This window comes from Streptomyces sp. YIM 98790 (assembly GCF_011421595.1).
Classification (GTDB): Bacteria; Actinomycetota; Actinomycetes; order Streptomycetales; family Streptomycetaceae; genus Streptomyces.
Map to the genome: position 1 here is coordinate 1 of NZ_WTLH01000008.1, position 13,995 is coordinate 13,995.

12 protein-coding genes and 1 tRNA gene are annotated in these 13,995 nt (G+C 73.5%); 7 read left to right on the plus strand and 6 right to left on the minus strand.

Annotated elements, in window-relative coordinates; genetic code table 11:
• Positions 1 to 1,899, plus strand: a 1,899-nt coding sequence (locus tag GQS09_RS02680) for a helix-hairpin-helix domain-containing protein (protein WP_165984330.1), incomplete at its 5' end; no start/stop codon positions are given.
• A gap of 99 nt (positions 1,900 to 1,998) precedes the next feature.
• Here GQS09_RS02680 and GQS09_RS02685 read toward each other — a convergent pair.
• On the minus strand, positions 1,999 to 2,655 hold the full coding sequence (locus GQS09_RS02685; RefSeq protein ID WP_165984331.1) for a hypothetical protein: 657 nt from the start codon (positions 2,653 to 2,655) through the stop codon (positions 1,999 to 2,001).
• Positions 2,656 to 2,702: 47 nt separating this feature from the next.
• On the opposite strand from GQS09_RS02685, the gene GQS09_RS02690 reads away from it, so the two are divergent.
• Positions 2,703 to 2,891: a DUF5703 family protein gene (locus GQS09_RS02690; RefSeq protein WP_165984332.1), complete on the plus strand. Its 189-nt coding sequence runs from the start codon at positions 2,703 to 2,705 to the stop codon at positions 2,889 to 2,891.
• A 191-nt stretch (positions 2,892 to 3,082) separates the two neighbouring features.
• Here the strand turns inward: GQS09_RS02690 and GQS09_RS02695 are convergent, their stop codons facing one another.
• The 3 genes from GQS09_RS02695 to GQS09_RS02705 all read right to left on the minus strand — a co-directional run bounded on the left by GQS09_RS02695 (position 3,083) and on the right by GQS09_RS02705 (position 5,862).
• Positions 3,083 to 3,952: a chaplin gene (locus tag GQS09_RS02695; RefSeq protein WP_165984333.1), complete on the minus strand. Its 870-nt coding sequence runs from the start codon at positions 3,950 to 3,952 to the stop codon at positions 3,083 to 3,085.
• A 149-nt stretch (positions 3,953 to 4,101) separates the two neighbouring features.
• Complete coding sequence (locus GQS09_RS02700; protein WP_165984334.1) at positions 4,102 to 4,335, minus strand: chaplin; 234 nt, start codon at positions 4,333 to 4,335, stop codon at positions 4,102 to 4,104.
• A gap of 189 nt (positions 4,336 to 4,524) precedes the next feature.
• Positions 4,525 to 5,862: a M20/M25/M40 family metallo-hydrolase gene (locus tag GQS09_RS02705; protein WP_165984335.1), complete on the minus strand. Its 1,338-nt coding sequence runs from the start codon at positions 5,860 to 5,862 to the stop codon at positions 4,525 to 4,527.
• A gap of 155 nt (positions 5,863 to 6,017) precedes the next feature.
• Between GQS09_RS02705 and GQS09_RS02710 the strand changes: the two genes are divergently transcribed.
• Positions 6,018 to 6,104 (plus strand) — tRNA-Leu (locus GQS09_RS02710).
• Between the two features lie 198 nt (positions 6,105 to 6,302).
• On the opposite strand, the gene GQS09_RS02715 is transcribed toward GQS09_RS02710, so the two are convergent.
• Positions 6,303 to 6,890: a TetR family transcriptional regulator gene (locus GQS09_RS02715; RefSeq protein ID WP_313895960.1), complete on the minus strand. Its 588-nt coding sequence runs from the start codon at positions 6,888 to 6,890 to the stop codon at positions 6,303 to 6,305.
• An 80-nt stretch (positions 6,891 to 6,970) separates the two neighbouring features.
• On the opposite strand from GQS09_RS02715, the gene GQS09_RS02720 reads away from it, so the two are divergent.
• The 3 genes from GQS09_RS02720 (at position 6,971) to GQS09_RS02730 (ending at position 12,034) form a co-directional block, all read left to right on the plus strand.
• Complete coding sequence (locus tag GQS09_RS02720; RefSeq protein WP_165984336.1) at positions 6,971 to 7,612, plus strand: isochorismatase family protein; 642 nt, start codon at positions 6,971 to 6,973, stop codon at positions 7,610 to 7,612.
• Between the two features lie 20 nt (positions 7,613 to 7,632).
• A complete protein-coding gene (locus tag GQS09_RS02725; protein WP_165984337.1) occupies positions 7,633 to 10,005 on the plus strand; it encodes a GDSL-type esterase/lipase family protein in 2,373 nt (790 codons plus the stop codon).
• A 544-nt stretch (positions 10,006 to 10,549) separates the two neighbouring features.
• Complete coding sequence (locus GQS09_RS02730; RefSeq protein WP_313895961.1) at positions 10,550 to 12,034, plus strand: glycoside hydrolase family 6 protein; 1,485 nt, start codon at positions 10,550 to 10,552, stop codon at positions 12,032 to 12,034.
• Between the two features lie 284 nt (positions 12,035 to 12,318).
• Here GQS09_RS02730 and GQS09_RS02735 read toward each other — a convergent pair whose 3' ends face one another.
• Entirely contained in the window at positions 12,319 to 12,762 is a 444-nt protein-coding gene (locus GQS09_RS02735) for an ATP-binding protein (protein WP_165984339.1), read from the minus strand.
• A 199-nt stretch (positions 12,763 to 12,961) separates the two neighbouring features.
• Between GQS09_RS02735 and GQS09_RS02740 the strand changes: the two genes are divergently transcribed.
• Positions 12,962 to 13,873: a helix-turn-helix transcriptional regulator gene (locus GQS09_RS02740; RefSeq protein ID WP_165984340.1), complete on the plus strand. Its 912-nt coding sequence runs from the start codon at positions 12,962 to 12,964 to the stop codon at positions 13,871 to 13,873.
• Positions 13,874 to 13,995 lie beyond the last annotated feature (122 nt).

Here is a 13,995-nt window from a genome sequence, read left to right on the forward strand (position 1 = left end):
GTGCCGGTGCCCGAGGGCCTGCCCGAGCTGCTGGAGTCCGGCGGCGCACCGGCCGCGCTGGCCGGCCCGGTGGCCGGGGCCCTGGGCGCCGAGGCGGCGGCGGTGCTGCGGGCCGATCCCTGGCAGCTGCTCTCCGTTCCCGGAGTGCGGCCGGAGCAGGCCGACGGCTTCGCCCGGGCACTGCTCGGCCCCGGCTGCGGTCCGGGGGACGAGCGCCGCATCCAGGCGCTGGCCGGCTGGCTGCTGGAGCGGGCGGCCCGCGCCGGGCACACCGTGCTGCGGCCGGAGGCGGTCCGGGCCGAGCTGGCCCGGCATGCGGTGCCCGATCCGGAGCAGGCGCTGCGGATCGCCGTGGAGTCCGGTGCCCTGCTGGTCTTCCGGGATCCGCTCGCGGAGACCGCGGAGGATGCGCCGGACGCGGACCCGGCGGACCCGGCGGACGCCCGGGGCCCCGGCCCGGAGGGCGGGCAGGCCCCGGAGGAGGAGGCGAAGCAGGACGGGCTGGGCCCGGCCGCCCTGCTCGGCCTGGACCGGTACGCGGTGGCCGAGGAGGCCCTGGCGGAGGGGCTGGCCCGGCTGGCCGCCACCTTCCTTCCCCCGGCCGCCGGTGCCGCCCCGGAGCACCGGCTGGACGGGCATCCGGACGGGTCCGGGCCGGACGCGGAGGCGGGAGCGGGGATCGCGGCCCGGCCGCCGCTGGCGGCCTGGCAGCGGCTGGCCGCATCCGGTGCCCCCTCCCCGTCCGCCGCCGAGCTGCTGCGGGCGGTCGCGGAGAACGCCCTGGTGGTGCACACCGGCGGGGAGGCGTCCCGGGCGGAGCCGCTGGCCGTGGTGCGGGCCGCCCGCTCCCTGGGCCTGCGGGCCTGGGCCGCCGTCCACACCCTGCGCCCGGACACGCCGGCGGGGACGGCCGGCGAGGGGGCCGCGGAGGGCATCACGCTCACCGTCCCCGGCCTGCTGTCCGGCCGGGAGGGGCCGGGGCGGGACGAGGAGGGCATGCTGGCGCTCGACCTGCTGGCCGTGCTGGACACGCCCCGGCTGGACACCGAGGCCGCCGCCGAGCTCGTGGAGGCGCTGCCGGACGGCTGCCGGCTGATCCTCGCCGGGGACCCGCAGGTGCTGGGCCCGGCCGGGGCGGGCCGGGTGCTGGCCGATGTGGCGGCGGCCCGGGTCTGCCCCCGGGTGGCCTCCCGTACGCCCGACCCCGGCCCGCTGGGCGAGCTGGTCTCCGGCATCGGTGCGGGCGAGCTCCACCAGGTGGCGGCACCCGGCCGGGAGGTCGTGGTGGTCCCGGTGCGCGATGCCGGGGAGGCCGTGCACCGCACGGTGCAGCTGGTCACCGAGTCCATCCCGCGCGCCTTCGGGGTGTCCGCGGCGGACATCCGCGTGATCACCCCGGGCCATGGCGGCGCCGCCGGGACGCGGGTGCTCAACCGGGCACTCAAGGAGCGGCTGAACGCCGGGCCGGGCCGGTTCGGCGGCTTCGACCCGGGCGACCGGGTGCTGTTCTCCCCCGCGGCGGGCCTGGGCCGGGAGGGCACGGTGCTCTCCGCCGACCCGGCGGGGCTGCTGCTGGACTGCTCCGGGGAGCGGATCACCGTGCCGCCGTCCCGGGTGGCGGACCTCGTCCGCCCCGGCTGGGCGCTCACCGCCCACCAGGCCGCCGGCGGCCACTGGCCCGCGGTGGTGGCGGTGCTGCCGGGGGATGCGGAGGGCTCGGTGGACCGCACCTGGGTCTACACCGCGTTCGGCCGGGCCGGGCGCCATCTGTCGGTGGTGCAGGGGATGGGTCCCGGGCTGGCCCGCGCCGTGGCCGCGCCGCCCGCCGCACAGGCCCGTACCACCCGCCTGGCCGGCCTGCTGCGCAGCCAGCAGGCGGAGCAGCGGCTGGAACCCTGACCGCGGGGCGTCACCGCGGGGCGTGGCGGAGGCGGGGCCGCGGGCCCCGCCTCCGCCACGCTTTCCGTCTGCCGCCGTGCGCTGCCCGGCCGGCCGCGCTCAGCGGTCGTCGGCGTCGAGCTCCTCCTCGTCGAACGCCTCACTGACGTCGAACCGGCACACCACCTGCTCCGGGTCGATGGCGTCGAAGGGCGCGGACAGCCATTCGCCCGGCTCCGGACGCTCCTCCAGGGCCGCGACCCAGGTCGTGGCGTCCGCCTCCTCCAGGCCGAACTCCTTGTGCCTGCTGGCGATCTCGTCCGGCTCGAACTCGCCGAACAGCACCCCGATGGCGGCGTACACGCTGTGCCGGGCGCCCACCTCCTCCGCTGCTTCCTCGTCGACCGACTCGGGATCCAGCTCGGTGATCCGCTCGGCCTGGGCCGTCAGCCGTCTGGGGTCGTCGATCAGGTAGTCCCGGCGGATCAAGACGCTCAGCGCCTCGGGCTCCTCCGGACCCTCGTACCGGGAGGGACCGTCCGTCGCGGGCACCTCGAACGGGGTGACCTCGTCGTAGACGTCGTAGAGCAGCTCGTCGTAGACCTCACCGGCTGCTGCCAGCTCATTGAACGCGGAGAACACGGCGGCGTCCGCCCCGGACCCGGCCGTGCCGGAGGCCCGTCCTTCGACGGCCGCCAGATGCCGGTCGAGGGCGTCCTTGAGTGCCTCGACCGCGGCTCGGACATCGGCAGCCGTGGGCTGCACAGCATCAGACATGGTGCAGACGGTATCCGCAAGTGGCCCCTGCGCGCACAATAGATTCGATGCCGGAATACGAATTTCGCGATGTGTACGTGCCGCGCGGGGTTTCCCGCAGCGCCACCACCCGACTGCTGACCGATCACGCCGAATACGGGCACTGGGAGCTGTACAGACTGCGTCTTCATCCGGACGGCAGCCGGTCGGTGCGGCTGCGGCGGCGCATCATCCGTCAGTTGCGTGCCACCTGGTGACCGGCCGGCCGCCCGCCCGCGCCGGGACGGAGAGCGCCCGGACACGCGCTCACCCGATCGGACCGATCGGGCCGATCGGGCCGATCGGTCCGATCGGGCCGGGACCGAACGGACCAATGGAGTGGACTCCGCGGCGGAGTCCACTCCATGAACGGCGTTGCGCGGCGGCGCGCCGGCCGCCGCCTCCGCGGTCAGCGCACCTGTGCCGCGCGCGCCCGCCGGTAGAGCACCGCGCCGCCGGCCAGCAGGCCCAGGGCCACCGGGGCGGCCATGCCGAGCTGCGGGCCGGTGCCGGTGGCGGCCAGCTCACCGCCGTCGACGTGCTCGGTGCCGCCCATGTGCGGAACCGGCTGGGAGCCGCCGGACTCGCCCTCGGCCCCGGTGTATCCGTCCCCGCCGTCGTCACCGCCGCCATAGCCGCCGTGGCCGCCGCCCGGGTTCTCGCCGCCGGGCTCACCGGGGTACCCCGGCTCGTCCGGCTCGTTCGGCGCTCCTGGTTCGTTCGGCTCGTTCGGCTCGTTCGGCTGGCCGGGCTCTCCGGGCTCGTTCGGCTCACCCGGCTCGCGGGGACCGCCCGGCTGCTCCGGCTGCTCCGGATTCCCGGGGTGGCCGGGCGAATCGGTGTTGGCGCACTCGTTGCCCCAGGAGGGGTTGAGCGCACCGCCGACGTTCACGCTGTTGCCGCAGGCGTTCACCGGCACATGCACCGGCGCCTGAACCGTGTTGCCGGAGGCCACTCCGGGCGAGCCCTGGGACTCCCCGTGCGCCGTGGAGCCCCCGCCGTCGTGCCCGTCGTGGTGCCCGTGTCCGCCGTCGGAGGCGTTCACACAGGTGTTGCCGAAGGCCGGGTTGAGCGCGCCGACGACGTTGATGGTGTTGCCGCAGGCGTTCACCGGCACGTGGACCGGCGCCTGAACCGTGTTGCCGGACAGGACGCCCGGGGAGTTCTCGGCGCTGCCGATCGCACCGGCGTCGGCGTATGCCGAGCCGCCCCCCGTCATGGCCAGCACGCCGCCCGCGGCGACGAAGGTGACCAGGCCCTTCTTCGTGACCTGTCGCATGGTTGTTCCCTTGGATCGTTTTGCCTAGGAATTCTGTTCGCGCTGCCGCGCGGAGTGCGTGGCGCGCCGGGGAATGCCGACCGCCCCGGAGCGCTTGGACGCACTCCGGGGCGATCCTGCGTCAAGCCCTCAGTGAACGGGGCACGGCATCAGGAGTTGATGCAAACGTTCCCGAAGGCCGGGTTGAGCAGCGCGATGATGTTGATCGTGTTGCCGCAGGCGTTCACCGGGATGTGAATGGGGACCTGGATCACGTTGCCGGAAATGGCACCCGGCGAGTGAACGGCCGCACCCTGGGCGCCGGCATCGGCAACGGCGACACCCGCACCCGCGAGCATCAGACCGCCGGTGGCAGCCGCGACAGCGACGACCTTCTTGATCATTCTTCCTCCTCGTTGACATAGCAGCCCCAACTGGGGGGCACCACGAGTAACGAGGGGCCTTGAATGAAGCTACGATCCCACGGACGCATTCACCCGTCCTGAGTAGATCCGCACGGCTGAGTGATTACACGAAGATCACTCCGGTGCGATACGGCCCCGGTCCAGCACCGTCCCGGTCCCCGGCCGCTCTCAGCACAGATCCAGGAAGCGGTCCAGCACCCGGGTGCCGAAGCGCAGCCCCTCCACCGGGACCCGCTCGTCCACACCGTGGAACATGCCCGCGAAATCGAGCTCCGGGGGCAGCTTCAGCGGCGCGAAGCCGAAGCCGCGGATGCCCAGGTCGTCGAAGGACTTGGCGTCCGTGCCGCCGGAGAGCATGTACGGCACGGCACGGGCGATCGGGTCCTCGGCCTGCAGCGCGGTCTGCATGGCGTCCACCAGCGCGCCGTCGAAGGTGGTCTCCAGGGCCTTGTCCGAGTGCACCGTCTCCCGCTTCACCCGGGGGCCGAGCACCCGGTCCAGATCCGCCAGGAACTCCTCCTCGAAGCCGGGCAGGAAGCGGCCGTCCACCGCGGCGGTGGCCTGTCCGGGGATGACGTTCACCTTGTAGCCGGCCTGGAGCTGGGTGGGCGCGGCGGTGTTCCGCAGCGTGGCGCCGATGATCTTGGCGATGCCGCCCAGCCGGGCCAGGGTCTCCTCCATGTTCTCCGGGTCCAGTTCGGTGCCCAGCGCGTCGGAGAGCTCGTCCAGGAAGGAGCGGACGGTCTTGGTGACCCGGACCGGGAAGCGGTGGCGGCCCAGCCGGGCCACGGCCTCGCACAGTTCGGTGATGGCGTTGTCGTCGTTGGTCATCGAGCCGTGCCCGGCCGTGCCCTCGACCGTCAGCCGCATCCAGTGCATGCCCTTCTGGGCGGTCTCCACCAGATACAGCCGCAGCTTCTCGTTGACCGTGAAGGAGAAACCGCCGACCTCGCTGATCGCCTCGGTGACGCCCTCGAACAGCCCGGGGTGGTGGTCCACGAGATGGCGGGCGCCGTGGACGCCGCCTGCCTCCTCGTCGGCGAGGAAGGCCAGCACCACGTCCCGCGGGGGCTTCCGGCCGCTGCGCACCCGGTCGCGGATCACGGCCAGGGTCATGGCGTCCATGTCCTTCATGTCCACCGCGCCCCGGCCCCAGACGCAGCCGTCGGCGATCTCGCCCGAGAACGGATGGTGGGTCCAGTCGTCGGCGTCGGCCGGGACCACGTCGGTGTGGCCGTGGATCAGCAGCCCGGGACGGGACGGGTCGGCGCCCTCGATCCGGACCACGGTGGAGGCGCGGCCGGGGCGCGACTCGAAGATCTGCGGCTCCAGGCCGACCTCGGCGAGCTTCTCCGCCACGTACTCGGCGGCGGCCCGCTCCCCCGGCCCGGAACCGTCGCCGTAGTTGCTGGTGTCGATGCGGATCAGGTCGCGGCACAGGTCCACCACCTCCCGTTCCGCCGTGCCCGCCGAACCGGTGCCCTCCGCCGCGGCTGCGTCGCTCACGTTGTCCTCCTCTTTCCTGGGGTGTCCTCATCCTCTCCCCTGCACCCCGTCCGGCCCAAGGAGCTTTGCCGCAGCTCCGGCGCCTGCTGCCGCGGCCCGCGCCGGTGATCGCGCACCGCGGGTCTTTGCTATGGTTTCCCCGGTCACGACACCGCGTCCGGGTGGCGGAATGGCAGACGCGCTAGCTTGAGGTGCTAGTGCCCGTTAAGGGCGTGGGGGTTCAAGTCCCCCCTCGGACACCACATCGACCCAGGTCCGGCCTGCGGTCTTCCTCTCTCGGCAAGGGCTCCCGGAGGCCCTTCGCGGCCCACCTCGGGCCCGGGCGGCGGCATCCCCCGCAAGGACGCCCGGCCCCCGTCCCCACCGCCTCACCGGGCTGGCCGGCCGGCACCTGACCGGGCACCGGCCTGGCCCGGCGGTCCGCGGCGGGCCCCGGGAGGTCAGTCCGCCTCCTCCTGGAGGATGCACCGCAGCACCCGCGTCAGGTGGCGGACGAGCCGCTCGGGGGGCATCTCCGCGAGCGGGCCGCTTCGGACGACATAGCGGCTGAACGTCACGCCGATCAGGTGGGCGGCGAGCTGGTCGATACGCTCCTCGACGCCGGGTCCCTCGACGACGGTGCGGTAGGCGTCGGCGCTCTTCTCCCGCATCGCCAGGTAGAGCCTGGTCGCCGCCTGCTCGTCGGAGGCGGCGCTGCGGATCAGGGCGATGAAGGGGTCGGTGCCGTCGGCCCGCTCCATCCGCTCGACGAATGCCCGCGCGATGCGGTCGGGGAGCGTCTCCGGACTGCCCGGCAGCAGCTCCCCCAAGTCCCGGGTGCCGGGCATCGCGGCGACGAACAGGCGCTCCTTCGAGGTGAAGTGCCGCATGACCAGGCCGTGGGTGACGCCGGCGCGCCGGGCGATCTCGCGGATGGTGGCGCGGGCGTAGCCGCGCTCGGCGAAGACGGTGCCCGCCGCCGCCAGGATGGCCGCCTTGCGGGCCTCGGGGGCGCGGATGCGCTTCTCGGACGTGGGAGGGCTGCTCACCCTCGTAGTGTACAAGCGGTCAGTAGCGCTGCTACGGTCTTAATGACCAAGTGTTCACTAGGAGCGAGAGGTGCTCTGCCATGACTCCCGAACCGCTCACCCCCGACAACACCACGATCGTCCTCGTGGACCACGCCGTCGGCTTCGCCAACGTGCTGCGCTCCCACGACGTGGCCGAGCACATCTCCAACGTGGTCGGCCTGGCCAAGGCGGCCCTGTGGTACGGCAGCGGCCTGGTGGTGACCAACGGTCTGCCGGACAAGCCCTCGGGCCCGCTCTACCCCGGGCTCCGGGAGGTGCTCGGCGACCACCCGGTGATCGAACGCGGAGGGAACTTCAACGCCTTCCTCGACGAGGACTTCGCCCGCGCCGTGGCCGCGACCGGGCGCCGGAGGCTGGCGATCGCCGGGGTGTCCACGGAGGGCTGCGTCCTCCAGACCGTGCTGGGCGCGCTGCGCCAGGACTACGAGGTGTACCTCGTGGCGGACGCCTCGGCGAGCCTCACCGCGGAGACCCACGCGGTGGCGGTCGAGCGCATGGTCAGGGCGGGCGCCGTGCCCGCCACCTGGTTCTCCCTGGTCGGGGAGTTCACGGTCGATCACCGCCACCCGCGCGCCGTGCACTACCAGCGGCTGATGCGCGAGCACGTCCCGGCCATGGCCATGGGCGTGCAGTCGTACCTGTCCGCGCGGGACCACGCCCGGGCACGGTCCGCCGCCTGATCACCCTGTGAGGAGTCCCGATGCGCAGCCGCATCACAGCCCTGGTGATCCGGGGCCTGGCCGTGGTTCCCCTGGCGCTCGGCCTGCTCGCCGCCGTGCCGGAACCGGCCGGCGCCGCCAATCCCACGTCGCACTACGTCGGCACCTGGAATCTCCAGGGATCGAACCACAGTTCCGAGAACAAGTGGAACGAGGGCGTGGCCACGCTGATGACCGCGTACCGGCTGGTGGCGTTGCAGGAGGCCGGCACCGTTCCGTCCAGCGCGCGCAGGAACAACACCTTCGCCGTCACGGTCCCCGGCGGCCGGCAGTGGACGGTGGAGGAGTATCTCTGGCAGGGGACGCAGACACGGCCCGGCCTCTACGTCTACTGGCTCCAGACGGACCCCGCGGGGAACCGGGTCAACCTCGCACTGGTCTCGGCCTCCCGGGCCGATCACGTCGAGGTCGTCGAGGGACCGTACCGGCCGGCACTCGGCATCCGGATCGGCGCCGACTACTACTTCAGCGTGCACGGCAGCGCTGGGAACGGCGGCGGAGACGTGAGCCGGCTGCTCCAGAACATCGACGACGCCGTGACTCTGGCGGAGGACGAGGACGACGATTTCACCTGGGTCGCGCTGGGTGACTTCAACCGCGAGCCGGACAGCCTCAGGGAGGCCCTCCCGGACGACCTCGGACTGGTCGTCTGCGATCCCGCCGCGCCCACGCATCCGGCGACGAATCCGCAGAAGAGACTGGACTACATGGTGCGCAGCACGGACAGCCTCGCGCTGACGGGCCATGTGCTGGCCCTCCACATGTCCGACCACCTGCCGGTGCGGTACTCCTTCCCGCCCACGGACCTGGCCGGCGACGCCCTCGACGCGCGCCACCTCCGCGTCATGCCGCTGGGCGATTCCATCACCGCCGGCGAGGGGAGCAGCCACGGCGCCGGCTACCGCAGGACGCTGTGGGACCTCCTGGCCGGCCGGACGGGCACCACGGACTTCGTCGGCTCGCTCCGCTCGGGGGACGTGGCCGACGGCGACCATCAGGGCCACTCCGGCCGGCGGATCGACGAGATCGCCACGGCCGCCCGCTGCCCCGTACGGCAGTACCGGCCGAACGTGGTGACCCTGCATGCCGGGACCAACGACATGAACCAGAACCACGACCTGGTCACGGCCCCGGAGAGAATGGGCGAGCTCATCGATCAGATCCTCCGGGACGCGCCCGACGCGACGGTGCTCGTCGCCACCCTCGTCCCCGCCGCCAAGGAGGGACTGCAACCCCGCATCGACGCCTACAACGCCGCCCTCCCCGGGATCGTCGAGGAGCGGCGGAACCAGGGCAAACACGTGCGGCTGGTGGACATGAGCCTGGTGACTCCCAGGGACCTCGCCCAGCCCGCGCACCCGGGCGACTCCGGCTACCTCACCATGGGCCACGTCTTCTACGGAGCGATCGCCGACGCAGTGCGAGACGGCTGGATCGAGGACCCGGTGGCGGCCCCCGGCCCGGGTGGCTCCTGCACCCCGCCCGAGGAGCCGGAGAGCGCGGCGGGTCCGGGCTGGCGCTCCCTGGGTGTGATCGCCCCGGGCATGACCTATCCCGAGGGCCGCACCGACCTCGTCGAGCTGAACGGCGACAGCCGTGCCGACTACGTCCGGATCTCCGACCACGGCGAGGTGCGCGCCGCCCTGAACACGCCCGGTGAGCCGGGCCGGCCGGACTGGGTGGAGATCGACTCCGGTGTCGGGGCCACCGATCCCGGCGTCCCCGGCTCCGGCGCGGGCGTGCGCTTCGCGGACATCAACGGCGACGGCCGCGACGACCTGCTGGACCTCGGACCCGACTCCTCGGTCGTCGCCTACGAGAACCAGGGCGTCGACAAGGGCCGGATCCGGTGGAGCCCCAGAGGTCTCATCGCCCCCGGTGTCTCCGGAGCGACCCGGGAGCAGATCCGCTTCGCCGATGTCGACGGCGACGGCCGCGACGACTACCTGAGGGTCTCCGAACAGGGGGCCGTGCACGCCTATCTCAACACCCTCGGGGACGACGGCCTGATCCACTGGCGCGAGTGGCGCAACTGGGCGCCCGGGGTCTCCTACGGCTCCCGCGACAAGCTCCGCCTGGCCGACGTGGAGGGCGACGGCAGGGCCGACTATCTGATGGTGGGTTCGGACGGTTCCGTCCACGCCTACCTCAACCGGCGCGGCTCCTCTCCCGGGGACCCCTCCGGCGGGCACGGCCCCGGATTCGTCGAGAAGCTGAACTTCGTCAACGCGACCGGATATCCGGGAGACAAATCCGCCTTCCGGGACATCAGCGGCGACGGCAGGGCCGACTATGTCGTGATCTACCAGGGTGGCTCCATCCGCTGCTGGCTCAACAGGGGAGGCAACATGTGACCTCCCGGCACACCCGTAGCGGTGCGCCCGCAGCGGCGGACCGCGGCCGTGGCCCGGCCCGCAGACGGGCCACACGCCCCGGCAACCGTGACAACGGCCGGCACCGGGGCGAGACAGTCCGGCCCTCGCCGCAGTCCGCACACGCCGCAGCCCCTGACCTGTTGCTGCAGGTCAGGGGCTGTTCTCGGATTGTTCGGCGCCAGGACTCGAACCTGGGAAGGCTGAGCCGGCAGATGCACGGCGGCAGTTCACGTCCCCCTCGGACACTCTTCGGCGGACCGGTTAAGCCGGTTGAGCCGGTGCCGTGTGCCCCGCCGGGCGGGGCGCGGCGCCCCCGGACGGCGCGGGACGCCGGCTGCGGCCGGGGCCCTGGGTGGCCGAAGTCGTCGAATGCTTCGATGGATTGCTGCGGGATTCGTTTACAGCTTCGATGGTCCGTTGTAGCCTCCCAGATCATGGGAGCGCTCCCATCGCGACCCTGCCGTCGTCCCCTCCGTCATGGGCCGGCGGCGCCCCCCACGGGACAAGGATGCGGAGTAGCGAAGTGAATGAAGTGAGCCGCAAGCACCGTTCACGGCGGAAACGGCTGGCCGCCCTGGTCGGCGGCATCGCCACCGCCGTGATCGGCGGCCTGATGGTCGCCCTGCCGCAGCAGGCCTCGGCCGAGCTGCCGTCCGACACCGTCTTCTACAAGGATCCGGATTCCCAGGTGGCCCGCTGGGTGGCGGCCAACCCCTCGGATTCCCGTCAGCCGCTGATCAGCCAGGTGATCGGCGACCGTCCGCAGGGCATCTGGTTCTCCAACTACCGCCCCTCCACGGTGACCCAGGACGTGCAGGCCGTCACCGGCCCGGCCGCCGCGGCCGGCCAGACCCCGGTGCTGGTCGCCTACATGCTGCCCAACCGTGACTGCGGCGGCGCCTCGGCCGGCGGCGCCCCGACCTTCTCCGCCTACGACTCCTGGGTCGACGGCTTCGCCGCGGGCCTGGGCGACGACCCGGTCATCGTGATCCTGGAGCCGGACTCGCTGGCGCTGATCTCCTGCCTGGACAGCCAGGAGCTGTCCGACCGCAACGCCTCGCTGTCCCGGGCCGGCCGGGTCATCCACCAGGCCAACCCGCAGGCCAAGGTCTACTACGACGCCGGGCACTCGGCCTGGAACCCCGCGGGCACCATCGCCGACCGGCTGCGCGCCGCCGGCGTGGTGGAGAACGGTGACGGCATCTACAGCAACGTCTCCAACTACCGGCCGACCCCGGACGAGGTCAGCTTCGCCAAGTCGGTCCTCAACCAGCTGGGCGGCTCGGGACTGGGCGCCGTGATCGACACCTCGCGCAACGGCCGGGGCCCCGCCCCGGACAGCGAGTGGTGCGACCCGCGCGGCCGGGGCACCGGCCGCGCACCGACCGCCAACACCGGTGATCCGCAGATCGACGCCTTCCTGTGGGTGAAGCCGCCGGGCGAGGCGGACGGATGCGCCGGTTCGGCCGGCCAGTTCCTGCCGGACATCGCCTACGAGCTCGCGCAGAACGCGGAGGACCCGGGCGGCTCCGGCGGCACCACCACCAACGGCGGCACCACCACCAACGGCGGGACCACCACCAACGGCGGGACCACCACCAACGGCGGCACGACCACCGACGGCGGGACCACGCAGGGCTCGACCACCGGCGAGACCACCGGGACGAACACCACCGGCAGCACCTCCAGCGGCAGCACCGGCGGCACCGGCGACGGCTGCTCGGCGACCTACCAGGTGCTCAACGAGTGGCCCGGCGGCTTCACCGGCGAAGTGGTCATCTCCTGTGACGGCTCCTCGCTGAGCGGCTGGCAGGTCACCTGGACCTGGCCGGGAGGGCAGCAGATCTCCCAGTCCTGGAACGGCACCTGCTCGCAGAGCGGCGCCACGGTGACCTGCACCAGCGCGTCGTGGAACGCCAACGTGCCGGACGGCGGCGAGGTCCGCGTCGGCTTCAACGCCAGCTACTCCGGCAGCAACCCCAGCCCGACGACCGTCACGCTCAGCTGACGGCCGTCCGGATGACCGGCGTCGGCCCGGCCCGCGCGAGGCGGACCGGGCCGCGCCCGCCGGTCCGCGCGTCCCCTCCCGCGGGCCGGCGGTCCCGGAGGTGCGGGACCGGGACCGGTTCACCGCCGCCGTGGGGCGGGTGCTGCGCCGGCTGCCCGGCTGCGCGCCCGGCCGCGTCGCCCGGCCGCGGCCGGGCGACGGCACGGAAGACACGGACGAACGGGACGGCGGCGGCTGCGCGACGGCGCGAAGCGCCCTGGCGCGGACGGCCGCAGCGGCCCGGGTCAGGCCGGGAACGGCTCCCGGTCCGGGTCCGGCCGGAGGGGGGTGCGGAACCACACGGCCTTGCCGTCGGCGGTCTCGGTGTAGCCGAGGGCGGTGGCGATCTGGCGCAGCAGCCACAGGCCGCGCCCGGTGGGGCTCTCCGGATCGGGCTCCTCGGCGGGGATGACCGGGATCGCCCGGGAGCGGTCGTGCAGCTGGACCAGGACGGCGTCGCCGGCGCGCAGCACGTGGAGCCTGCAGCGCGGGTCGGGGACGTGCTTGACCACGTTGCTGAGGAGTTCGGAGATGCCGAGCCGGGCCAGGCCGACCGCTTCCGGGGCGGCCCCCATGGACCGCAGCGCGCCGGCCACCTCGTTCCGCCATCGCTCGATCTCCCGGGGGCGGACCAGCAGGTCCCAGGCGTAGGAGCGCTGGTCTTCGGCCAGCGGTTCGGTGACGGACATCGGGTACCTCCAGCGCGGCGGCTGCGCATCGACGGGCAGCGCAGGCACTCCAGCATGGGGCGAAGTGGGAAACGGCAACAGAGGATTGAGTAAGAATCTGCATTTCTCACTCGTTCGAGTGGCGTCCCATGAGAACGCAGACTCGCACTCCGGGGCCGCGGGCACACTGGGCCCGCGCGAACGGAACGAGGAGGCGGGGATGGCCCGGCCAGTGGCGACGGTGCGCAGGTACCGGCTCGGCATGGAGCTGCGGCGGCTGCGGGAGCGCGCCGGGGTGACCCAGGACACCGCCGGCGCCTGCATCGATGCGGACGATTCCAAGATCAGCCGGGTGGAGAGCGGGCGCAGTCCGCTCAGCCGCCCCGAGCTGGTCGAACTGCTCCGGCTTTACGGCGTGACAGAGGATCACGCGGAGTTCACCGGCCTGCTGGAGCTGAACCGGGAGAGCCGGCGGCGCGGCTGGTGGCAGCAGCCCGGGGTGGCCGGCGGGCCGCTGGCGCAGCTGATCGATCTGGAGACCTCCGCGGCGACCGTTTTCGAGTTCAGCCCGCTGCTGGTGCCGGATCTGCTCCAGACGGAGCGCTACGCCCGTGCCGTGCTGAGCGGCGTCCCCGGCCCGCGCACCGGGACGGAGACGGATGCGGACGCGGACGCGGACACGGACGCGGATCTGGAGCGGGCGGTGCGGATCAGGATGCGGCGCCAGGAACAGCTGGTCCGCCCCGGCGGCCCGGCGCTGGTCTGCGTGCTGGACGAGGCGGTGCTGCACCGCCCGGTGGGCGGCCCCGCCGTGCACGCCCAGCAGTTGCGGCGGCTTGCCCGGCTGGCCGCCCGCCCGCGGCCGGCGGTGCGGGTGGTGCCGTATGCGCGCGGCGCGCACGCGGGCACGGCCGGCGCCGGCGGCGGCTTCCGCCTCTTCGGCTACCCCGGTCCGCCGCGCGCCGAGTACGGCTGCGCCGAGCAGCGCGACGGCCGGATGCTGATCCAGGACGGCGACGCGGCCCGCCCCTACCGGGAGGCTGCCGAGCAGCTTCGGCGGCATGCCCTGGGGCCGGCGGAATCCGCCGGGCTGATCGGGGCCGTCGCCGAGGAGATGGCCCGCCGGGCCTGAGCAGCGGGGCGCGGCCCGGCGGGCGGAGCGGGAGTGAGCCCCGCCGGGTCCGCGGGACCGGGGACGGCGGCGGGGCTCACCTCGCCGGGGCGGCTCCCTCCCTGTTCTGCCGCCCCGGGGCC